This is a genomic window from Bacteroides sp. ET336, assembly GCF_024733815.1.
Lineage (GTDB): Bacteria > Bacteroidota > Bacteroidia > Bacteroidales > Bacteroidaceae > Phocaeicola > Phocaeicola cellulolyticus.
The window spans coordinates 90,481-114,245 of sequence record NZ_JANRHK010000009.1; the positions used below are offsets into that span (position 1 = coordinate 90,481).

Sequence of the window (23,765 nt, forward strand, 5' to 3'; positions counted from 1 at the left end):
TATCAAGTATGTAACAATAGATGTAGTAAAATGCTATATAACATATTTATACTTATTTACATCGTAATAATTAAAAGAATTCTTCAAGAATAAATTAAGTATAGGTATACTAAAATCCTTCCTTGCTTTCATCCGCCATGAATATTCTATCGGTTTCAGAGGGGCAAAAGCAGAAAGGGTTAACTTTAATGCTAATCTAAATGAAAACCCTGAGAACATATATACAATATATTATCCGACAGTGGCCCGTAGGGTAGTGGAGAATGAAGTGACATTGTCTCTCCCTGCATCGGATGATGGAATGTATGTGCTTGATTTTATGCCACATGATCCTGCGGTTGTATTGGAGAAAATCGTTGTTGACTTCGGGGGATATGAAAAGTCATATCTTTATATGAACGAATCGGAATGTAGAAGAAAATAATCAGATAGAATTTATTATTTACTTTCTGATTGTATAACCTCTATTGCCTCTTGTGCAATACGTATCACTGTATGGGCATGGGCCTCTGCTGTAGCAGGGTCTGTGCCTTTATTTTTATGTTCGTCAAGCCATTGGAGTGCAGGGATTGCTTCGCGTGCTTCTATCATAATAAATGTAGGGAGCATCTTATGTGCTATGGCACATATTTCTGTGGTGTCTCCTTTGTCAATGGCTTCATTCATCTTGATGATATTTTTACGTGTCTCTTCGGCAAACGTATTGAGTATGCAGCGTGCGGCTTCTTCATCGTCCATAGAAAATTCTGTAAGACGTGAAAAATTGAACGTTGTTTGTCTGGAAGAATTTTCTGTAATACTTTCTTCAGATGGCTGAATGTTGTCTGAAGGTAAAACAGACTCCTTCGTTGAATCACTGATTTCTGACGTATCAATAGATCTCTTGTTTAGTGCCAGACTTATTGCGTTAATGATATCTTTGCGGCTGAATGGCTTGCGTAGTACGGCTGCAAAACCTCTTGCACGGAAACCTTCATCATCCGGAATGGCACGTGCGGTGATTGCCACTACAGGGATGTTCTTGGCTTGCTCGCAAGAAAGTGCGCGTATCGCTTCCAGAAGATTGAAACCATCCATGGCAGGCATCTGGATATCTGTGAAAAGAAGGTCAAATTTCTCTTTTCTGATATGTTCGAATACTTCTTCCGGATGCTGACAGCATACAATATCAGGCATTGCATCCTTGCTTGTGTTGGTAAGACTTAACAGCATGTCACGTGTCAGACCAAGCTGGATGCGGTCATCGTCTATTATGAGAATACGTATTCCAGAGATGAATGATACAGGATTTTCAATTTCTTTTTCTTCTGCCGGCTTTTCGTGAACGTATGATGGCAATGGAATTATTACACTGAAACAGCTGCCATGTCCCGGTGTACTCTCTACATTTATTTCTCCGTCCTGGAGTTCAACTAATTTGCGGGTAATTGAAAGTCCCAATCCGAATCCTTCCTGTCCCTGTGCTCCTGGCAGACGTGTGAACTCGGTGAATATCTTTTCCTGCTCGGCCTTGCTCATACCGCAGCCGGTATCTTCTACGCTGAATGTCAGGCGTACACCTGAATATGAAACCTTTAAAGTGATACTGCCTTCGTTTGTGAATTTTAGGGCATTCGACAACAGGTTTTCCACTATTTGTCTTATGCGGAAAGGATCACCTTCAAGTGTAAGGTCTTGCTGTAAATCAGGAACGTATGACAGTGTGATTCCTTTCTTCTCAGCCAGTGGAAGGAAACTGTTGTATATATCTTCCATCAGTCTGTATGGACGGAACGCTACCGGATTAAGATCCATCTTTCCGGCTTCAAGGCGGTGATAGTCAAGTAATGACGTAACGAGGGCCAGAAGGTGTTGGGCAGAGTTCTTCATACTGTTAAGATAGAATGTCTGCCGTTTGTCTGTTATAAGACGTTCCAGCAGGTCTGTATATCCTATTATCGAGCCTGCAGGAGCCTTTATGTCGTGTGTAATGGTGAGCATCAGTTTCTCGCGTGCCATAAGCAGGTTTTCGGCATAGTCGCGTGCCTTTTCCAATTCATTCCTATAGTGATTGCTGCGTGTCAGGTCTCTCCATATTATCGTGAAGAATACCAGAACGAGTATTATTGCAGCAACGGATATGCCTGCCATTGCCAGAGCTGCATCGCGGCGTATGGACTGTTCGTGATACATACGTGCTGCCAAGGCTTCCTGTTCGTCTTGTTCTATGCTTTCAAGCAGTTGGTTTACACGTCGGCTTAGGTGGCTTCCTGCTATTTTCAGACGGTTTATTCTGTAACTTAGAGTGCGAAGCTCATCCTGACGTGTTTGGAATACCTTGTCTTGTATTCCGGACAGCATTGATGCAATGGTGTCTATCGGACTGAATACCTGATCAATTGTGTCGGTGAATACTTCCTCAACTACATTGCTCACTTCCGTAGAGTCTGCTTTACCGGGAGAGAAAACATCTGCCAGGCGTCGGAAGAAACTTTTAGGCTCATGATGAATGGTATATGTGTTGTGATGTGTCACCACACGACGGCGTACATGACTTTCTGTAATGAGAGAATCATGTTCGTGCAGAAGGCTGTCAAGTTGCTTTCTGTAGATAATGTCGGTGGGAGTAGTGCTCATGGCATCCAACACAGCCAGCATGTTACGCTCCTTGTCGCGCAAGAGCATGTTTACAGTGTCAATACGTGCCTGTTGTACAGTGTCGGTTAGCTGGTTTCTAAGAGTGTCAAGCGAAAGATGTACTCTTTTCATGGCTTTGGTGTAGAGCCATATTTCATCCGAACTTCCAGTACGGAGTGCCTGACCTATAACTTCAGTCTCGTATAACCAGCTTATGATATTGTGTGTCGTACGGCGGCGGTTATAAATGCTTTCCTCCAGTCCGGTAGGTTGCGTAAGGAGGTTCATCTGCTTATATACATATCCTATAGCTCCTAAGAGTAGGATAATCAGGATGATATATCCGAATGCCAGTTTGGTCTTGGTGGAAAACATGAGGTAATTAAGAATTAATAATTAAAAGTTATGAGTTTTCAGTTGTTAGTTGTTAGAGTCATGCGGCTGGAAACTAAAAACAAATAACCAACAACTAACAACTATTAAGCAATCGTAGTTTTTTCCCTGAAACGTAGCCAGTACATGATGCCTGCGCTGGTCAGTCCGAAAGGAAATGCCATCCATACTCCTGTTAGTCCTCCATCTAGAACAAAACCGAAAATATATCCGGCAGGCAGAGAGATTACGAAGTAGGCTATGAATGCATACAGGAGCATAGGTTTTACATCTGCTATACCACGCAATGAATTTGCGAAGTTTATCTGTAGTGCATCTCCAAACTGGTAGAGCAGGAACGGGTAAATGACGCTTGCTACCATCTGGCTAACTTCTTCACTGTCTGTAAACCAGCCTCCGATGTGTTCCCTTAATAAAAATATAGGGATACCGGTCATAAGTAACATTACCAGTATAATGTGGAAACCGTGATTTGCCGTACGGCGTACGTTTTCCATATCTCCTTGTCCGTGGAAATTACTTATCCTTACTGAAACCGCAGCTCCCATGCCATAATACATCATGAAGCATACTTGCGATACGGCCATCATAATCTGATAGGATGCCAGCTCCATGCTTCCCAACCATCCTATCATGATGGCGCTGAGGCTGAATGATGCTGTTTCCATTCCCATCTGTCCGGCTATAGGCCATCCCAGTTTATTAAGGTGGGCAAATTCCGCTTTATTTATTCTTCCGCGTTTGAATCCTTCCTTGAACTCTTTGTAGCGGTCGGTCATGAAGAACAGCGTGACGAAAGCTATTACCATCAGAATTCTTGATGTGAGAGTAGAAATACCGGCTCCTGAAAGTCCCATTTCAGGGAATCCTAGTTTACCGTATATAAGGATATAGTTACCTATGATATTAAGTACATTTCCACCTAAAAGAATCCACATCGAAACCTTGGTATCTGTTATTCCATCGGCAAATTGTTTGAAACCGTTGAACCATAATACAAAAGGTATTGAGGCAAGCAGAATCAGGAAATATGGGCGGATGTACGGAATCAGTTCTTCCGGTTGTCCCATTCGTGGAATGGCTGCATAAACACATGCCATAACTCCACACACAAGTACGGCAAGCAGTGTATTGGCTGCAAGACTGTTCTTTAATGCACGGCCTACGTCACTGCGCATGCCGCGTCCGAACAGGCTACCCACAATAGGAGTAAGCCCGTACGAAAAACCTGTACTGAAGATTATTGCCAGGTTGAACATATTATTGACAAAACTTGCTGCAGCCAGTTCTGTAGTGCTGTGATGACCAATCATCAGTGTATCGGCAAATCCCAGTATTATAACTCCTATTTGTCCGATAACTATAGGGATTCCCAGTGCCAGAAGGGTACGGTAGTGTTGTTTCATTCTATTTCGTCTGATGCTTTTTTGTAATATAAAATGTTGCTGTTTGTCTTGATGAAGCACTTTCTTGCCATCTCGGTTATTTGTTCGGACGATACGGAACGGTACTTCCTTACTTCATCATTGATGTCTTCCGCTTTGCCTATAAGTTCAAAAAAAGCCAGATTTGTTGCTACGTTCAGATAATTTATATTGCTGAAAATCTGCTCGCTCTCGTATCTGTTTTTTACTTTCTCCAACTCTAATTCCTCTACGGGATGATTTTTCAGATCCTCAAGCTCTTCCCAAACGGCTTTCTCCGCTTCTTCCAGACTGATGCCGTCACATGGCTTTCCAGTTATATGGAAAAGTCCGCTGTCTATGCTTCCGGAAATATATGCATCTATGGAACTGAATATTTTCTTTTCAATTACCAGTCTTTGAATGAGACGTGACGAACGTCCGTTACAAAGAATGTCAGACATGATGTCGAATGTATGATAACTGCTGTCTCTTCTTCCGCAGATATGGAAAGCCATGTAGAGTGTATCCACCGGAACATCACGGAATACAGTGACGCGATGTTCTTCTGTCTGAGGCTCTTCCTGTGGCAGTTCTCTAGGTTTGATGTCTCTGGCAGGGATATCACCGAACCATTTTGCAGCAAGACGTTTTGTCTCTTCGAATGTGATATTTCCGCTGACTGCCAGTATTGCATTATTTGGTGCATAGAAGCTATAGAAGAAGTCTTTCACCTCTTCCAGTGTAGCATTCATTATATGGCTTATTTCTTTTCCTATTGTAGGCCAGCGGTAGGGGTGTGTCTTGTATGCCATCTCCCTCAGAATGTGCGACACATCACCATAAGGCTGGTTCAGGTTTCTTTGTTTGAACTCCTCTGTCACCACATTCTTTTGTATCTCAAGGCTTTTTTCATTGAAGTCAAGCGACAGCATTCTGTCGCTTTCCAGCCAGAAACCTATTTCCGCATTGTTGCAAGGCAGAGTAATATAATAGTTGGTTATATCGTTGTTGGTCCACGCATTGTTCTCCCCTCCGGCATTCTGTACAGGAGTGTCGTAATCAGGAATATTTATTGAACCTCCGAACATAAGATGTTCAAACAGATGAGCAAACCCCGTATGTTCAGGGTGTTCGTCTCTTGCTCCCACATCGTACAGCAGGTTCAGTGCCACCATTTGTGTGGTGGTATCTTCACTGTGTACAATGCGTAGTCCATTTTCAAGTATATGACGGTTTACAGTTATCATGTCTGTTTAATTAATCACTGTAGCTTTAAGGATACGGATATCTACTTTCGGACGGTCGGCACGGTTTGTTCCTACCTGCTCAATCTTTTCTACAACATCCATTCCGTCAACGACTTCACCGAATACAGTATATGCTCCGTCCAGATGAGGTGCACCGCCTATTGTGGTATAAGCCTGTTTCTGTTCTTTGGTATATCTCAGTGCAGGTTCTTTATCAACGATGTTGCGTGCTTGCGATTCGAGAGAGTCCTGAAGTTCAAGCAACCCTTCAGTATCGCCTGCTTTACGCATCTTGTATATTTCTTTCATGTGTTTGCGTGCCAGATTATTGAAGACTTCTTCCAGACGGGCTTCGTTCATATGGTTTTCCATATTTATCATTTGTGCCTCGCTGAATTTTCTTCCTGTCACTATATAGAACTGGCATCCTGATGATTCTCTTTCCGGGTTCACTTCATCGCCTTGACGTGCTGCTGCAAGGGCGCCTCTTTTGTGGAAAAGGTTTTTGTTGAATTCTGCAGGGATAGTGTAGCCTACATCACCGCTTCCCAGTGTTGTTGTGTCAGTAGCATTTTTACTAAGCGGATCGCCTGCCTGAATCATAAAATCCTTTATGACACGATGAAACAGTGTACTGTCGTATGTACCTTCTTTCACCAGTTTGATAAAGTTTTCCTTGTGTTTTGGAGTCTCGTCATACAGCTTCACTGTGATGTTGCCCATAGTAGTTTCCAGGCATACTAATGTTTCCTTTACATTTTCCATATTTATCTTTTTTTCTGATTTGCTGTTTCCTGCACATGCCGTCATGAAGATGGCAATCATTATAGTGATGAAAGTTCTTGTCATGGTCTTAAATTTTAGTCATTTATTTTTTAGAACGGATAACCTATTGCAAAATGCAGTCCCATTCCGTCTTTAAATCGTGGAATATTATAATATCCCTTCTTCCCTGTATCGTATGGCACGTGGAGGGCAATACCTAGATCTAAGCGTAGAACCAGAAAGTCAAGGTCATATCTTATTCCGGCACCTGTACCTAGGGCTATACTGTCGAAGAAATGATTGAATGTGAATTGTGCATCCGGTCGTGCTGGATCTTCCCTTAGCAGCCATACGTTACCGGCATCCAGGAAGACCGCACCGTTCAGGTTTCCGCCTGCAAATTTAGACAATATTCTGAAACGGTACTCCATATTGGCTTCAAGTTTTATATCACCGGTCTGATCGACGTATGAATATGTGTTGTTTTCCGAAGGACGATATCTTCCCGGACCTATTGAACGTATGGTAAACGCACGTATGCTGTTGGCTCCTCCTACGTAGAACTGTTCCGTATATGGTGCTATCGTCTTATTACCGTACGACCAAATTATTCCTCCCATAGCTCTGAATGCCAGCTGATGCATGTCGTTGAACCAAATTGTATTTCTTACTTCCGACGAGTATTTCAGGAATTGTGCGAATGGTGTACCAAGAAGTTTCTTGTCTTTCTCTGTAAACTTCTGTCCGAAAGCTGCATAAATCAGTGATGTCACGTTACCTGCACTGGTAAGTGAGTTTTCCCACCACAAGCGGTTCTTACGTTTGCGGAATGAGTTGTCGTATGTCAGAGTATATGATTGCGACGGGATGAACTGGTCACTCAAACTGTAGAACAGCATCGGGTTCTGTGCAGCTATCTGATTGAATTCATCCGTACTGTTTTGCAGCGTATTGAATGCCAGATTCAAAGGAGTTACAGAATGCTTTATACTCCTTTTAGGCTGGAAACTGTACGATACGGTTCCACCGAATGACAACATCTTGAAATATCGAGCTCGGTTAATCTGCTCGGCATAAACCTTGAAGTTGGTATTTGAAGGGAAACGGAACGGATCTATCCTGTTTTTTATCCATGGAAGGATAAGACGTGGAAAATCCAATGACAGAGCAGCTCCCAGTTCGTATGAATTCATCACAGAACTACGTCCGTCAACTGTGGAGCTTGTCTGCCATTCATACGAACCTTTCAATTCCAGATTCAATGATGCTCCCATACGCATGAAGTTCTTTCTGGAAAGATTAAATTTGGCTCCCGGACCTGTCTGTTTCGTGTCTTTGGTCGTCAGGTTGAATTCCAGTTCACTGTCGTATGGCAGATCAAACATCGAATTCACTTTTATGTCCAGGGTATCCGATCCGTTACGTGGTGTATATTGGAACTCGTTGAATTTGAATACGCCTAGTCTGGCAAGTGCTTCCTGGGTATAGTTCATCCTGAGTTGCGAGTAAGTCTCACCACTTCTGTAAAGGAATCTTTTCCTTAAAACGCCGTATCTTAGTTCCGGCTTTTCACCAAAATAATGTACGGTGAAGTCTCTAGCGCAAATTGAATCGTCAGGCTGTTCTCCGTTGTATCCAATCAGATTAATATCGGTTTTTCCTATTATATATTTTGTCTTGGCTTCTTTAGGTGTGTTGCTCTTTGGTATAATCTTCAGATTGATATATCCGGGGCGCATAAGTGTATCTGCCAAAAATGTGATATATTCGCTGCGGAAGAAATAATACCCGTTATTCTTGAATAATGTAACAAGCCTTTCGCGTTCCTCATTCAGACGTGTAACGTCAAAATTGTCATTTCTGTGTATCAGTCTTTCATCAAAGTGTTTCCTGATGAGTGAGTCGGCACGTCCTGTGAAACCTTCGTACAGTACGGTATCAATGTAATATGGTTTTCCCATATCAATCTGGTAACTCAGTTTTACGGCTCTTGGGTTACGTGTGCTATCAACAGTGTAAGTCACATTGCCGTTGAAATATCCGTAATCTTTAAGCAGATTGGATGCAATTTTTACTCGCGTGTCAGGGTTTACAGACGATACCGTGACTGGAGTGGCAGCCATTTTACGGAATATCCATCTTCCCAGCCCTTTCTCGTATTTCTGGAAATTATTGTATATCCATAATCCGAAAGGAATGGGAATTCGGTATTTCGCACTTCCAAGGAAAGAATTGTTAGGTGCAACGCTTACTGCGGCTGTCACCTCCTCAATAGTCTTTTCTCCATTGGTGCTTTCGTCTTTCTCGTTTATTTCTATTCTCTTTATACCGGTATAAAGAGTTTCGCCTTCAGGAAGATTTTTTGTGGTGGAACATCCTGCAAAGCCTAAAACGGCTATTAATGCCACAACTATGTTATTTATTCTCATTTTCATTTCCTTTTTCCTCTGTTTCATTAATCTTCTTTTTCTTTCTTTGGAATATAAACAAGTCCTTTATACGGCTCACTTTCTTTTTAAGAACGATACCGGCTCCTGTTTCTGTCACTTCTCCTTCAAGGACATTTGCATATTTTTTGTCGTGGAAAAGTTTGACATATCTGGTACCGCTATTGTCCAGTCTGTATTCCAATGATATATTGTCGATAAATGATTCGTCTCTCACTGCAGCATTTCCTGTGGAAATTTTTCCACCGATTACTACACGCACACGGTTGTTCCAGAAACGTTTTGCAAACTGGAAATTATAATCTGTACGTGTGTCGCCTGTCTCTGTCGCATTTGTTGTTTCCATACCCACACTAAGGTCAATTGTCTTTAGGGCATTTCCTGCAATGCTGTTTATTTGTCCTTGCAGATATGAGTTAAGCGCACTGTTGGCATCCAGTTTAGCTGTCGAACTGTCTGAAATATACATGCCTGTTACGAGCATTGTTACCGCAGCCTTATTCTTCTGTGACGCTGACATTGCAGCCAGTTCATTTTGCATTGAACCGTCTTCAGGAGCTTCGATTGTAAACTCAAATCCCAGATTGTTTAGTCTGTTGGTGATACTTACGCCCACATCAAAGCTTACCATTCTTGCAGCCTGGCCTTCCTGAGTTACTGAAGCTCTTGTCCTTTCGTACGCCTGGATGTTCAGTTTCGGGTCCATTACGTTTCCGGTCCATTCAATGTAGCTTCCTTCGCGTATTTTAAATGTCTTAAGCGGTATGACTGGCATTTCATATTTCATTTCTCCGCTCATCAGCTGGTAACGTCCGTTCAGCAACATGTTTCCGTCGGGAGTATATTGGAATGCCAGATCTCCTCCACCTTCCACTTCCATATAGTTGGAACCGCTCTCGTTAATATCGACACGGCATTGTACAGCCTGGTCAATATGCAGGTTGACAAGCATGTCTATACCGCCTGGGCGCATTTCCTGAAGCGGTTTTCTGCGTGCGGAGGCTGTATCTGCAAAGTTTACGAATGTTACTGTCTCAGCCAGTCGGTCTTCCACCGTCAGAGGCGATTCGCGGAGTATGTATGTGAAATCACTGCTACCCAAAATATTGGCATTACCTTTAACCGAAATGGCGTCAGGTGTACCCTTTATGGTAGTGTTGAGGTCAATATACATTTTCCCGTAAACCATTGAAGTACGGTTTTTCTTTGAATTGAATACCTCAAAGTTTCTGGCAGTCATTTTCAAATCCATATACATATTCTCCATATTGGCAAAATCAACACTACCGTCTATTATATACGGATTTTTGCCTCTTGAGAATATGCTATATTTGTCAAACATCAGCTTGTTGTTCTTTACCGTAATAGGCTTGTTTTCAAATCTAAGGTTCATTGATGTCATAGGAATGAACACGTTTACGCTGTCGGTTGTGACACTTCCATCTATGACTGGTGCTGATGTTGACCCGCTTAAAGATATGTCTGCTCCTGCATACCCTTTCAACTGTGCCATTTCTTCCGGAACAAATGCTCCAGCCAGTGCCAGTGGAAAACGGTATATCGACAGGTGTGCGTTTACCTTGTCCTCTTCCTCTTCAGTAAGCGGTGTATTGTACTGTCCGTTGATTTCTGCCAGAGTGTTTCCATTATGTGTTATGTATCCATCCACATGATGACCACTGTTCTCCATAGGCAGATATACAGCACTCATAGTCCAGTTGCCAAGCGGCTTTCCTCCGTAGGCAAGTCTGTTCACATCTGTCTCAAATGCTGTCATGAACATATCCTCCTTCTGCTGTACGTAATGTGCTTCAGCATTAATTATACCTTCTACAGGTGGCATGTATGGAATGATACGTCTGAATTCACCGATATCAAGTTTGTTTATGTTTACAGTTACGTCTTGTAGAACGGTAGAATCTGGAACAGAGTAAATCTGCAATCCGGTTCCATTATCATCGTTCAGACGCATATCTGCATGTATCCTTCCTTTGTCGCTCAGGAAAATATAGTTTTCATCGTTCAAATGGAATTTTCTATATACCAGAATAGGATTTTCCGGCAACATATGCAGGCTTATACCTTTGTCTCTAAGTACAGCCTTCATACCGATCAGTGCCCCTGTTTGCTGCTGTGCATTATCATATTTCACAAGCATGTGTGCATTTTCGTTGAATATACCTCCATCCAACGCTATACTGAAAGCTTCCTGTTGCTTCGTCTGGTTGGCTTTCACTCCACCAGCTATTATTATTCCTGTAGAATCTTGTGAAGCACGGAAAGTTATTGTGTCCAGTCGCAGACTGTCCGTATGCAGACCATAGAGATATGCCGAGCTGTTAATACCGCTATTTTCGGATGTATTTAGCGATGCATAAAGTCTCTTGAATCCGATATTCCTCATTTCCATGGTATTTGCAAACGGATTGTCGTCGCCTGCAAAAAGCCTGAACGATGTTTCCGGCAACAATGTACGCAATGCTTCAAGATCCATCAACTTGTTTTCCCACTGTTTGGCTGCCAGTTCGGAAATCTTGCTTATTTTTCCCGTAACTTTATCTATTCCTCCCGTTGTACGCAGCAGCATGGTCATGTCACCCGAGTTTATATAAGTACGTAGGGAGTCCTCTGTCATACTGACACCGAAGTTCAGATCTTTCGTTTTGAAAGTCTTTTTTTCGGTCATAAGTTTGATGTTGTTTATAGACACTTTTGCACGATGCCTGTTATTCATGTCTGTATGTGCATCAATGTCTATTATTTGTCCTATTTTGAACGGTTGTGCAATAAGTCCCAATCCATGCAAGTCAAGACGTTTGATATCTGTGCGCATTTGGGCCGCTATTTCTTTTGCGGAAATATCAGCATTCAGTGTGGAACCTATTTCCATTGTGTTGTCGTTGATATTTAATGCTACAGACGACTTACAGTTTTCCAGTCCGGCTTTCATGTTTATTCCGGAAAAAGAATAGCTGGCATATTCAAAGCATGATATACCCGCTTCCATTCCCATTTTTGTATTTGGCGAGAATATATCGAAACCTTTTCCTTCCGCCATAAGTGAAGCTGTAACTCTGAACAGTGAATCCGACGGCATGAAGTTATGGATATTCAGTTCGTTGATATCCATTTTAGCGAAAAATGATTCTGTTTTTGGAATGAAGCCGGCGTTGAGATTTATCGCACCTTCACCTTGTGTCAATCCTAATAATGCGCTTATACTGTCGTTCCTTATATCGGCACTTCCTTTTAAGACCATATCCGATGGGATGACTGCAGTTCCAATAAAATATTTAGCAAAAGCCATGTCAGGGAAAACAGCATCCATATCCAAATGTGCAGACATTTTTGTACTGTCCGGCAAATCATTCACATATCCTCCTGCTGTGAATTTAATATGTTCCGGTATTTCTGCGCTTACGGCAGTAATTTTCATTTCGTTTATGCTTCCGTCAATACCGGCTCTTATCTGTATTGGTTCTGCAGGAAAATCTTTCTTTAAATCTTCAGGCATATCTGTAACGAACCTGAACAGGTCATTCTTTCCGATGTCTGCCATTATTCTGGCTGATATGCTGCCGTCGTTGTTGATCTGTGAGATGTTCCAGTCAGCATTTGCCTGTACAGAAAAGTACGAATCTGTGGTTTTCAGTTCCAGCCCGGAAATTTCAACCTTTTCATCATTGGCTGTAATTTTTCCTCCTGCAGATGTGATTTCCAGTCCTGAATGTTCTTTCATCTTGAAATCTTTGATCTCGGCATTTACAGCATTACCACAATAATATATAGAACTCAAATCTATATTTAATCCGGCAAGAGATATAAATGACGGGTTGAAACCTTCAGTCTGCTGTTTTTCCCCAATAATATATTGTGCTGATGAATTGCTGATTTTGAATTTTTGCAAAGAATAAGCCTCTTTCTTTAAATCTACAATACCCTCTGTCAGTACTGCAGAACCAATGTTTATTCCCATGTCCATACTGTCTAATGGCATACTGAGATTTACGGCTACATTCTCAAAATTGGCCTTTTGCAGCATGAATTTCCAATACAGAGGCTCGCTGGCAGTTGTATCTGTGGCAGTTGTATCGGCTATGCTTATATCCACATGTGTATCCTTTATTATAAAGGAGTTGATGGTTGCCGTTTCCGGTGATAAGGCTACTCCGTGCGATTCCAGATAAAGCTCTCCCATCTTACCTTTCATCATGAATCCTTCAATCATGTCCTTTGTGTTGACGCTTACACTCTCCAGCTTTAAAGCATCAACTTCAATCTGTTTTCTGAACAAAGGTTTCATCTGAACCTTTAAAGTCATTTTCCCGGCACTTAGAAGAGTGTCGTTTTCCTGTATGGCAGTCACATTATGGATTCCCAGATTCAAAGGAAAAGAAAGTGAAATTCTTCCTACACTGATGTCCATACCTGTAGCATCAGAAGCGATTGATGCCGCCTTTCTTACAGCAAAGTTCTGTATAGGCGGTATATAGATCAATATTGATATAATTATAAATAAAGCAAATGGAATAGATATTATTATTCCACACCATTTTAAAAATTTCTTCATGTTAATGACAGTTTGTGATGCGAATATACTAAAAAAATAACTACTAATTAATATAATTTGTTCAAGAAGTACGTGATTAATAATAAATGTCTATCTTTGCATAGTTACTAACTAAAAATAAAACTTATGAAACCAACATTATTTGTATTGGCAGCCGGTATGGGAAGCCGTTACGGCGGTCTTAAACAGCTTGACGGAGTCGGACCAAGCGGTGAAACAATCATGGATTATTCTATTTATGACGCTATCCGTGGTGGATTTGGTAAAATAGTATTTGTAATCCGTAAAGATTTTGAAGATGACTTCCGTAAAATCGTTCTCAGCAAATATGAAAATCATATCCCTGTAGAAGTTGTCTTCCAGGCTTTGGATAATCTTCCAGCCGGATATACTTGTCCGGAAGGCCGTGTTAAGCCATGGGGTACTAACCATGCTGTACTTATGGGTAAGGATGTTATCAAAGAACCGTTTGCGGTAATCAATGCAGATGATTTCTATGGAAGAGACAGTTTTGCCGTATTGGGCAAATATTTGTCTGAACTTCCTGAGGGTTCAAAGAACGACTATTGCATGGTAGGTTTCCGTATTGGTAATACTTTGTCAGAAAGTGGTTCTGTAGCTCGTGGCGTATGTTCTGCAAATGAAGAAGGTAACCTTACTACAGTTGTTGAACGTACTGAAATCATGCGTGTAAATGGTGTTGTAAGCTATAAGGACGAAAATGGTGAATGGGTAGGTCTTGATGACAATACACCTGTTTCTATGAATATGTGGGGATTCACTCCTGACTATTTCAAATATTCAGAAGATTACTTTACTGAATTCCTTGATGCAAATAAGGAAAACCTTAAGGCTGAGTATTTTATTCCATTGATGGTTAATAAACTTATCAATGAAAAGACTGCTAATGTTAAGGTTCTTGATACTACATCTAAATGGTTCGGTGTAACATATGCAGCAGACCGTCCTAGTGTAGTTGAAAAATTGCAGGCATTGGTAGATGCAGGTGAATATCCTTCTAAATTGTTCTGATAAGCAATTTTACAATATATAAATGGATTGCCTTATTGTGGGGCAATCCGTTTTTTTGTCTATTTAATCTTTATATTGAACACAGGCTGTTGTTTTTCTGTATCCATTGGTACAGCACGATATTTCACTTTCTTGAAATCAATATCTTTCAGATTAATACTTCTTATAGCACTGTTATACATTGTTCGGAAGTAAATCTTCAGATTGTTCATGTCGGTAGCCGATGTCCATTGTGTAGCACTCGGGATGTTTACCGGAACCTGTCCTTTTGCAAATTCTATTCCTACCGGAATATCGAAATTATTTAATATCTGAAATCCCTGCAGAACAGTTTCTTCCGAAGTTTCCTGTACTGGTGCCGTAGCCTGATAGAATGCAGCCCTTACAAATCGTGATGGGGGAGTGACATCTCCAGGTATTCCTAGGAAACCACTTCCGGCACCGAACTGTGACAACTCTGTTTCTCCAAGTTTTTGCGAAGGAGCCGAGCCCGGGAAGAGATTAACATAATTGTTCAGATTTGTCATCTGCCAATTGAAATCGGGTGAATTTGTGAGCACACCAAGCTTGTTTTCATAGAACACAGGCTTTCCGTCTATTATTTCAAGCACTATCTGTCTTCCTGTTGTGTCGGCAAATCTCCAATGTACAGTCGAGGCTCTTGGATCAATGGCTATAACATGGACTTTGCTAATTGCGTCTTTAACTTCTTCCACGTTTTTACATTCACCGAGAATCCATGACACGAGCTGAAGGTCGGCTATACTTTCTTCTTTATATGCTGCATTATAATCCTCATATTTACCATATCGTGGAAAATAGAATAAGCCTGCTGAAAGCCCTTTTTCGTTGAGCCCTTCGGCAATGAATTCCTTTTGCTCTACAGCCAGACCTACGTATCCGTATTTCGAAGTGAATTTCATACCGTCAATACCGCCTGGTATGTATGATTGTGCTGTATAGCCTTGAGGAACTATCACGTATTGGCTGTTAAGGTCGCTTCCTCCCCATTCAATTGTTCTAGCAAGGATTTTTGTACTGTCTTTGGCTGTAAGTGTGATGCCCGTACATGCATTAGCCGTATTTGTGCCTACTGCTGCAATGGTAGCGGCGATACACATTAATTTAATTGATCTTCCGGTTGTAAGAATCTGTTTTTTCATAAACTGTGAATGTCTTTGTTCTTTAATGATATTAAACAACAGAAATAACAGTTTTGTTGCTTATATCCTCAAAATTAAAGACTTTGTTGATAAAAATCAAGGATTTCTTTGAAAAAACAGTATCAGTCCAACATCTTTCCTTTTTTCTTTTTCCAGAAAATGATATGTTTCGGACTTCCTATAACTTGTGATGTGTAGATACCTGTATGTCCGGAGAACATATATGCAGTTACACATGCTATACCTATGTAAACAGCTGCATCAGCACCAAACAGCTCTATACCCATCAGAGTACATGCAATTGGAGTGTTGGTGGCGCCTGCAAATACAGCCACGAAGCCCAAACCTGCCAACAATGAAACATCCAATGGAAGTACGGCAGATAATGCACTACCCAAAGTGGCACCTACGAAGAACAATGGAGTAACCTCTCCGCCCTTGAATCCTACTCCGATGGTGAACGTGGTGAGAAGTATTTTCAGAAGAAAGTCATACCACATCTGCACTTCGCTGAATGAAGCTACTATTGTGGGTACGCCCAGACCTATATATTTGGTAGTTCCCAACAGATAAACACTCAAGGCAATGAAAATACCGCCTATAAATGGGCGCAGCGGTGGATAACTTATAAATTTTTTAGCCAGACCACCCCATATCTCTATGAAACGTGAGAATGTCATGGCTGCCAGTCCGAAAAGGATACTTGCCACAAGTACAATCAATAACGTCTGTATGTTTATGTCCGGTGTGTAGTTGATGACGTAATGAGTATGTGCTATCCCCCAGGCATGACATGTTAAATTAGCAAAGAAGGCCGACAGGAAAACCGGAAGTATGGCATCATATCTCAGTCTTCCTACAATTATCACTTCAAGAGCGAAAACAGCTCCAGCCAATGGAGTTCCGAAAATTGATGCAAATCCGGCTCCTATACCTATCTGTATCATTATCTTTCTGTCGTAAGGATGCATTTTCAGCAGTCTTGACATGAAATCGGCTATAGCTCCACCCATCTGTACTCCTGTACCTTCACGTCCGGCAGAACCACCGAACAGATGTGTCAGTACTGTACCAATATACACCAGTGGTGCCATTCTGAAAGGGATGATATTTTTAGATGAACGTATCTCCTCAATCAGGAAATTATTACCTTTAGCTGCTGTTCCTGCCAAATAATGGTACATCAGTCCTATGACCAGACCTCCTAATGGTAGTAAAGCTATAATCCACAGGTTATTCTCACGATAGTCGGTCGCCCAGTTAAGCGAAGCTAACAGCAAAGCTGATGCCGATCCTATCAATGCACCTGCTATTGCACCTATAATAGTCCATTTCAGCAAGTACCATAATATAGGCAGTTGCTCCGGAGTTGTTCTCAATCTTGTAATATTTCTGTTAAGTCTCATTTTTTTTGAAAAAATCAAATACGCCGCAAAAGTAATTCAAATGATTTATATAATAACAAGATTGTTACAAGATACGGAGTGTTTTTTTATGGATTGAGACGTTTTAAAAAAATACCTTTTCGTTTTGATTAAAATGATAGTTCATTTTTGATTGAAAGATAGGATGTTTTAGTATTGTTTTATAATGTATTGAAAATCAGATGTTTATTAGAATAGGCTTTATCTCTTAATTAGAACAAATGTTTCATTGTTATGTAAAAATGATACATGAAACATTTTTTATTGGGTGTGAAACATTTTTTATGACGTACTTACTTGTACATTTCTATATTTGCAGCAGAATTTTTTAAAACAATAATATTAATAATCTAATTATTTAATGCGTATGGAAAGCATAAAAAGAAAATTTCTTATTGCGCTCTTCTTATTTATATGCATAGTCATGCATGCGCAAGATTTGGTTGTTCAGGGAACGGTCATTTCTGCCGTTGATAATTTCCCTGTAATTGGAGCAACTATAGTGGAGAATGGTAATAATACCAATGGTACTATTACTGATTTTGACGGTAAATTTACGTTGAATGTTGCTTCCGGAAGTTCAATCACTGTTTCTTTTGTCGGTTTCAAGACAGTTACTCTTAAAGCTGAAAGCATGATGAACATTGTGCTTAATGAAGATTCAGAGGTACTTGAAGAAGTTGTGGTAACGGGTTATACCACTCAACGTAAGGCTGACCTTACCGGTGCCGTTTCTGTTGTCAGTATGGACGAAATCTCAAAACAGAACGAAAACAATCCCATGAAAGCTCTTCAGGGAAGGGTTCCAGGTATGAATATTACAGCTGACGGTAACCCAAGCGGTTCAACAACAATCCGTATCCGTGGTATCGGAACATTGAACAACAATGACCCTTTATACATTATTGATGGTGTGCCTACAAAGGGTGGTATGCATGAGTTGAATGGTAACGATATCGAGTCTATTCAGGTGTTGAAAGATGCCGCTTCTGCTTCAATCTATGGTTCGCGCGCGGCAAACGGTGTTATCATTGTAACAACTAAGAAAGGTAAGCAAGGTCAGATTAAAGTTAATTTCGACGCTTCTGTATCAGCTTCCATGTACACAAACAAGATGGAAGTCCTCAATGCCAGAGAATATGGTCAGGCTATGTGGCAAGCTTATGTAAACGATGGTCAGGATCCGAATACAAATGCTTTGGGATATTCTTATAATTGGGGATACGACCAGAATGGTATTCCTGTATTGCATGGAATCAGCATGTCACGTTTCTTGGATTCTGCGAATACCGTTCCTTCTGCTGATACAGATTGGTTTGACGAAATCAGCCGTACCGGTGTAATACAGCAATACAATCTTTCTGTAAGCAATGGTTCTGAGAAAGGCTCGTCTTATTTCTCTTTAGGATACTATAAGAACAATGGTATTATAAAGACTTCTGATTTCGAACGTTTTTCAGCTCGTATGAATTCAGATTATAACTTGATTGAAAACATCCTTACTATAGGAGAGCATTTTACTGTCAACAGAACTTCTGAAGTAGTAGCACCTGGTGGTTTCTTGCAGAATGTGTTGCAGGCCAATCCGTCTTTGCCTGTATATACTACCGAAGGAGAATATGCAGGTCCGGTAGGTGGTTATCCTGACCGTGAAAATCCGGTAGCTCGCCTTGAGAGAAATTCTGATACAAAATATTATTATTGGAGAATGTTTGGTGATGCATACATCAACCTTAATCTATTCAAAGGATTTAATGTTCGTTCTACTTTTGGTATCGATTATTCTCAGAAACAACAGAGAATATTCACATATCCTATCACTGAAGGTAACGTAGCCAATGACAAGAATGCTGTTGAGGCAAAACAGGAACATTGGATGAGATGGATGTGGAATGCCGTTGCTACTTATAACTTCGAAAAAGGCAAGCACAGAGGTGATGCTATGATTGGTGTTGAGTTGAATAACGAAGACAATACATGGTTCTCTGGTTATAAAGAAGATTTCTCAATTCTGAATCCTGATTTCATGTGGCCTGATGCCGGAGTAGGTACAGCACAGGCTTACGGTTCTGGTGATGGTTATTCATTGGTATCATTCTTTGGTAAATTCAACTATACATTCGATGACAAATATCTGGCTTCATTGACAGTACGTAGGGATGGTTCTTCAAGATTCGGTAAGAATAATCGTTTTGCAACTTTCCCTTCTGTATCTTTGGGATGGCGTATGAGTCAGGAAGAATTCATGAAAGATATTGAATGGCTTGATGACCTTAAAGTGAGAGCATCTTGGGGACAGACTGGTAACCAGGAAATTTCTAATACTGCACGTTATACTCTTTATGTTCCTAACTATGGCGTTACAGAATCAGGAGGTCAGAGTTACGGTACTTCTTATGATATTGAAGGTACAAACGGTGGAAAGACTCTTCAGTCTGGATTTAAACGTAATCAGTTGGGTAATGATGATATAAAATGGGAAACTACAACTCAGACTAATATCGGTATTGACTTCTCATTATTCAATCAGCAGGTATATGGATCTTTGGACTGGTTCTATAAGAAAACTACTGATATCCTTGTTCAGATGGCGGGTATCGCTTCTATGGGAGAAGGTACTACCCAGTGGATTAATGCCGGAGAAATGGAAAATAAAGGTTTCGAATTCAATATCGGTCATAGAAAAACATTCGACAACGGATTCAAATATGATTTCAATGCTAATATCTCTACTTATAGAAACAAAATTACTGCTTTGCCTATCACTGTAGCAGCTAACGGTACATTCGGTGGTAACGGTGTAGAAAGTGTCATCGGTCATGCAAATGGTTCGCAAGTGGGTTATGTGGCAGACGGAATATTCAAATCACAGGAAGAAGTTGATAATCATGCAGTACAGGAAGGTGCCGGAGTAGGACGTATCCGCTGGCGTGACTTGGACGGTAACGGTGTAATCAATGAAAAAGATCAGCAGTGGATCTATGATCCGACACCTGCATTCAGCTACGGTTTGAATATGTACTTCGAATATAAGGATTTTGATTTCACAATGTTCTGGCAGGGTGTACAGGGTGTTGATATCATCAGTGACCTGAAGAAGGAAACAGACTTGTGGAGCGGTTTGAATATCGGTTTCCTGAATAAGGGTAAACGTCTTCTTGATGCATGGACTCCATATAATTCTTCATCAGATATTCCTGCATTGACAAGAAGTGACGTTAATAATGAAAAGAGAGTATCAACATACTTCGTTGAAAACGGTTCTTTCCTTAAATTAAGAAATATACAATTAGGTTATAACTTGCCAAAATCAATATCTCAGAAGTTTAAGGTAGACAGATTGAGATTGTACCTTAGTGCACAGAATGTGCTTACTATCACAAGCAAGGAATTTACAGGTGTAGATCCGGAAAACCCTAACTACGGTTACCCTATCCCTATGAACTTGACATTCGGTATCAACGTTGGTTTCTGATTCTGAGGAATAACTTTTATAAATATAATAACTTACAAACATACACTTATGAAAACATATATAAATATATTCATTATAAGTTTAATGTTACTATCATCAGGTTGCTCTGATTTCCTTGACCGTCACACCCCTCAAGGTACGATAGATAATGAACAGCTTAATAACCCTGAATATGTAGACAATCTGGTGATTTCTGCATATGCTATATGGATTTCAGCCGAGGATATAAATTCATCATTCTCTATGTGGAACTATGATGTTCGTTCAGACGACGCTTATAAAGGCGGAAACGGTACAGAAGATGGTGACGTGTTCCATAACCTTGAAGTTTCACAGGGTATTATGACTACTGCATGGAACATCAGCGATATGTGGCAAAGACTTTATAACTGTATCTCTCGTGCGAATGCTGCATTGCAGTTGCTCGATCAGATGGATGAAAGCACTTATCCGCTAAAACAGCAGAGAATAGCAGAAATGAGATTCCTGCGCGGACATGGTCATTTCCTTTTGAAACAGCTTTTCAAGAAGATAGTAATTGCCAACGATGAAAATATGTCTCCTGAGGAATATAATAATCTGTCGAATACTGTTTATACTAATGATGAAGGCTGGCAGCAGATAGCAAACGATTTCCAGTTTGCATTTGATAACCTTCCTGATACTCAAGCAGATAAAGGAAGACCTACAAGAGGTGCAGCAGCTGCTTATCTAGCAAAGACTTATCTGTATAAGGCATACAGACAGGATAATCCGGAAACAAATGAAGTTACAAGCATTAATGCTGAGGACCTGAAAAAGGTCGTGGAATATACTGAGGCTTCAATCATGAATGCAGGTGGTTATGACTTGGAAAGTGATTTCCATAATAATTTCCGTCCTGAACCTCAGTATGAGAACGGCAAGGAATCTTTGTGGGCAATGCAGTATTCTATCAATGATGGTACTACAAACGGTAACTGTAACTGGTCTAATGGTCTTATCGTTCCTAATATTCCGGGAGTGACAGATGGTGGTTGCGACTTCTATAAACCTAGCCAGAACCTAGTGAACGCTTTCAAGACAGACAATAACGGTCATCCGCTGTTTGATAATTTCAACGATGATGATTATGACATGAGTGTAGACAATGCGGACCCTCGTCTGTTCCTTACAGTAGGTATGCCAGGACTTCCTTATGAGTTCAACTCTAACTTTATAATGGATAAATCGTCTACATGGAGCAGAAGTAACGGACTATACGGTTATTATGTCACTCTGAAACAGAATGTAGATCCTGAAAGTGAATATCTTGTAAAAGGTTCTTGGTGGGGAACTCCTATGAACCATATCGTATTGAGATATGCCGATGTGTTGCTTATGAGAGCTGAAGCTCTTATCCAGCTTAACGATGGAAGAATTCAAGAGGCTATTGATTTGATTAACCGTGTGAGAAATAGAGCTAAGACTTCTACTTCGATGATAGCCAATTATCCTTCGGCATACGGAGTTAAATACGATGTAGAGCCATATTATGGAACATTTACACAGGAAGAAGCATTGAAGAGACTTAAGTTTGAACGTCGTGTGGAACTGGCAATGGAGTCTGACAGATTCTTCGACCTGGTTCGTTGGGGTGAGGCAGAAAGCGTTCTTAACGCATATTATGCAGCAGAAGCTGATGTGTGTGCTATATACTCTAATGCGCACTTTACTAAAAATAAGAATGAGTATCTTCCTGTTCCTTTTGCACAGATAAGTGCCAGCAACGGTATTTATGAACAGAATTGTGGAGGATGGTAATCAATATATTAAAAGATAACGGTTATGAAAACATACATAAATAAATTATATTTATTGTGTCTGACATTGTTTCTAGTGGTAATGTCCGGATGCAATAACGAGAACAAATCAAGTCTGTCGTTGGATGGAGACACATTTATAAATAAAATTGTGCTCGACGAGCAGTATGAAGGTGTTATAGACAATAAGAACGGCAGTATTACTATTGGGGTTCCTTACTCTTATGATACAAAGGCAATGACTGTCAGTCAGCTGGAACTGTCGGAGGGTGCGCAAGCTACAATAAAAATAGGCGATAAGATTAATTTCTCTTTTCCGCAGAGCGTGAAGGTTACTAATGGAGATGCTTTTTTTGATTATACTATCAGCGTTAAGCATGACGACGCAAGAATTTTGTCATTCAAGCTGAATGGATATGTAGGATCTATAAATCAGGATAATCATACTATCTCTGTAAGAATTCCTACTACGGAGAATATCGCTTCTCTTACTGCCAGCCTGGAAATGAACGAGGGAACTACTGTGGTTTCTCCGGCTGATTACTCGGCTTTGGATTATTCTTCGCCAGTAGAATTCGTGGTTGAAAACAATACTGCAAGAATTACTTATACTGTAGTTGTTACTCAGTCCGATGCGGCAGAAGTGATTTATGTAGGTCTTGCCGAAAATGTTGATGCATTGAATCCTGAAGAGAAGGAAGCTGTAAACTGGATGTTGCGTAACGTTTCCGGTACACAGTATGCTTCATTCAGCGATATTGCAAAGGGTGTTGTAGATTTGAGCGAATGTAAGGTTATGTGGTGGCATCTGCATATTGACGGCGGAATAGACAATATGGAGAAATTCGACCAAAACGCTGCGGCTTCGCTTTCTGCTATACAGACTATGAAGGATTTCTACGAGGCTGGAGGAAGTCTACTACTGACCAGATTTGCTACTTACTATGCTGTGAAGCTGGGGGCTACACTTGACGGTAACAATCCTAACAACTGTTGGGGACAGGTGGAAGAAAGCGGCGAGATAACTACTGGTCCGTGGAGTTTCTTTATCGAAAGTAATTCGGGTCATGCTCTGTTCCAGAACCTGATAATGAACGATGGAGAGAACGATAAAGTTTATACTTGTGACGCCGGCTACAGAATTACGAACAGTACTGCACAGTGGCATATAGGTTCGGACTGGGGTGGTTATCCTACTCAGGCTGATTGGGAGTCAAGACATGGTGGCAAGGCTATTGGATTTGGTGGCGACGGCTCTATCGTTGCATGGGAGTATCTTCCTAAAGACGGACGTGGCGGAATAGTATGTATCGGCTCCGGATGTTATGACTGGTATGCTCATGGCGTGGATGTGTCGGCCGACAAGTATCACGGTAATGTGGCAAAGATGACCGAGAATGCAATCAATTATTTAAAAGGTGAATAATTCAATTTTTTAGACAGTTT

At 40.8% G+C, this 23,765-nt stretch carries 12 protein-coding genes and 1 pseudogene; 5 read left to right on the plus strand and 8 right to left on the minus strand.

The window, feature by feature from the left end; genetic code table 11:
• Positions 1 to 106 precede the first annotated feature (106 nt).
• A pseudogene (locus tag NW213_RS09920) lies at positions 107 to 424 on the plus strand (glycosyhydrolase); the annotation flags it as partial.
• 14 nt (positions 425 to 438) lie between these two features.
• On the opposite strand, the gene NW213_RS09925 reads toward NW213_RS09920, so the two are convergent.
• The 6 genes from NW213_RS09925 to NW213_RS09950 form a co-directional block, all read right to left on the minus strand.
• Positions 439 to 2,991: an ATP-binding protein gene (locus tag NW213_RS09925; protein ID WP_258322655.1), complete on the minus strand. Its 2,553-nt coding sequence runs from the start codon at positions 2,989 to 2,991 to the stop codon at positions 439 to 441.
• A 104-nt stretch (positions 2,992 to 3,095) separates the two neighbouring features.
• Positions 3,096 to 4,415, minus strand: a complete 1,320-nt coding sequence (locus NW213_RS09930) for an MATE family efflux transporter (RefSeq protein WP_258322656.1) — start codon at positions 4,413 to 4,415, stop codon at positions 3,096 to 3,098.
• On the minus strand, positions 4,412 to 5,662 hold the full coding sequence (locus NW213_RS09935; RefSeq protein WP_258322657.1) for a pitrilysin family protein: 1,251 nt from the start codon (positions 5,660 to 5,662) through the stop codon (positions 4,412 to 4,414). The genes NW213_RS09930 and NW213_RS09935 overlap by 4 nt, the downstream gene beginning before the upstream one ends.
• 6 nt (positions 5,663 to 5,668) lie before the next feature.
• Positions 5,669 to 6,511 carry a peptidylprolyl isomerase gene (locus tag NW213_RS09940; RefSeq protein WP_375338132.1) on the minus strand — a complete coding sequence of 281 codons (843 nt, stop codon included), beginning with the start codon at positions 6,509 to 6,511 and terminating at the stop codon, positions 5,669 to 5,671.
• Between the two features lie 26 nt (positions 6,512 to 6,537).
• A complete protein-coding gene (locus tag NW213_RS09945) occupies positions 6,538 to 8,862 on the minus strand; it encodes a BamA/TamA family outer membrane protein (protein ID WP_258322676.1) in 2,325 nt (774 codons plus the stop codon).
• Positions 8,843 to 13,444: a translocation/assembly module TamB gene (locus NW213_RS09950; protein ID WP_258322658.1), complete on the minus strand. Its 4,602-nt coding sequence runs from the start codon at positions 13,442 to 13,444 to the stop codon at positions 8,843 to 8,845. The genes NW213_RS09945 and NW213_RS09950 overlap by 20 nt, the downstream gene beginning before the upstream one ends.
• A gap of 126 nt (positions 13,445 to 13,570) precedes the next feature.
• Between NW213_RS09950 and NW213_RS09955 the strand changes: the two genes are divergently transcribed.
• Positions 13,571 to 14,476 (plus strand): nucleotidyltransferase, encoded by a 906-nt coding sequence (locus NW213_RS09955; protein WP_154043382.1) that lies wholly within the window; start codon positions 13,571 to 13,573, stop codon positions 14,474 to 14,476.
• A gap of 59 nt (positions 14,477 to 14,535) precedes the next feature.
• Here NW213_RS09955 and NW213_RS09960 read toward each other — a convergent pair whose 3' ends face one another.
• The gene (locus tag NW213_RS09960) at positions 14,536 to 15,597 is read right to left on the minus strand and encodes a choloylglycine hydrolase family protein (protein WP_258322677.1); all 1,062 of its coding nucleotides are present in this window, start codon (positions 15,595 to 15,597) and stop codon (positions 14,536 to 14,538) included.
• A gap of 164 nt (positions 15,598 to 15,761) precedes the next feature.
• A complete protein-coding gene (locus NW213_RS09965; RefSeq protein ID WP_258322659.1) occupies positions 15,762 to 17,045 on the minus strand; it encodes a voltage-gated chloride channel family protein in 1,284 nt (427 codons plus the stop codon).
• A 442-nt stretch (positions 17,046 to 17,487) separates the two neighbouring features.
• Between NW213_RS09965 and NW213_RS09970 the strand changes: the two genes are divergently transcribed.
• The 3 genes from NW213_RS09970 to NW213_RS09980 are packed head-to-tail and all read left to right on the plus strand — an operon-like array spanning position 17,488 to position 23,745.
• The gene (locus NW213_RS09970; protein WP_375338133.1) at positions 17,488 to 20,538 is read left to right on the plus strand and encodes a SusC/RagA family TonB-linked outer membrane protein; all 3,051 of its coding nucleotides are present in this window, start codon (positions 17,488 to 17,490) and stop codon (positions 20,536 to 20,538) included.
• 48 nt (positions 20,539 to 20,586) lie between these two features.
• Entirely contained in the window at positions 20,587 to 22,320 is a 1,734-nt protein-coding gene (locus NW213_RS09975; RefSeq protein ID WP_258322661.1) for a RagB/SusD family nutrient uptake outer membrane protein, read from the plus strand.
• Between the two features lie 24 nt (positions 22,321 to 22,344).
• Complete coding sequence (locus NW213_RS09980; protein ID WP_204394525.1) at positions 22,345 to 23,745, plus strand: DUF4960 domain-containing protein; 1,401 nt, start codon at positions 22,345 to 22,347, stop codon at positions 23,743 to 23,745.
• Positions 23,746 to 23,765 lie beyond the last annotated feature (20 nt).

What these genes read in the sequence shown, in the direction of transcription:
- NW213_RS09925 (WP_258322655.1), bottom strand. Translation starts at nt 2,991, where the DNA reads ATGTTTTCCACCAAGACCAAACTGGCATTCGGATATATCATCCTGATT.
- NW213_RS09930 (WP_258322656.1), bottom strand. Translation starts at nt 4,415, where the DNA reads ATGAAACAACACTACCGTACCCTTCTGGCACTGGGAATCCCTATAGTT.
- NW213_RS09935 (WP_258322657.1), bottom strand. Translation starts at nt 5,662, where the DNA reads ATGATAACTGTAAACCGTCATATACTTGAAAATGGACTACGCATTGTA.
- NW213_RS09940 (WP_375338132.1), bottom strand. Translation starts at nt 6,511, where the DNA reads ATGACAAGAACTTTCATCACTATAATGATTGCCATCTTCATGACGGCA.
- NW213_RS09945 (WP_258322676.1), bottom strand. Translation starts at nt 8,862, where the DNA reads ATGAAAATGAGAATAAATAACATAGTTGTGGCATTAATAGCCGTTTTA.
- NW213_RS09950 (WP_258322658.1), bottom strand. Translation starts at nt 13,444, where the DNA reads ATGAAGAAATTTTTAAAATGGTGTGGAATAATAATATCTATTCCATTT.
- NW213_RS09955 (WP_154043382.1), top strand. Translation starts at nt 13,571, where the DNA reads ATGAAACCAACATTATTTGTATTGGCAGCCGGTATGGGAAGCCGTTAC.
- NW213_RS09960 (WP_258322677.1), bottom strand. Translation starts at nt 15,597, where the DNA reads ATGTGTATCGCCGCTACCATTGCAGCAGTAGGCACAAATACGGCTAAT.
- NW213_RS09965 (WP_258322659.1), bottom strand. Translation starts at nt 17,045, where the DNA reads ATGAGACTTAACAGAAATATTACAAGATTGAGAACAACTCCGGAGCAA.
- NW213_RS09970 (WP_375338133.1), top strand. Translation starts at nt 17,488, where the DNA reads ATGCATGCGCAAGATTTGGTTGTTCAGGGAACGGTCATTTCTGCCGTT.
- NW213_RS09975 (WP_258322661.1), top strand. Translation starts at nt 20,587, where the DNA reads ATGAAAACATATATAAATATATTCATTATAAGTTTAATGTTACTATCA.
- NW213_RS09980 (WP_204394525.1), top strand. Translation starts at nt 22,345, where the DNA reads ATGAAAACATACATAAATAAATTATATTTATTGTGTCTGACATTGTTT.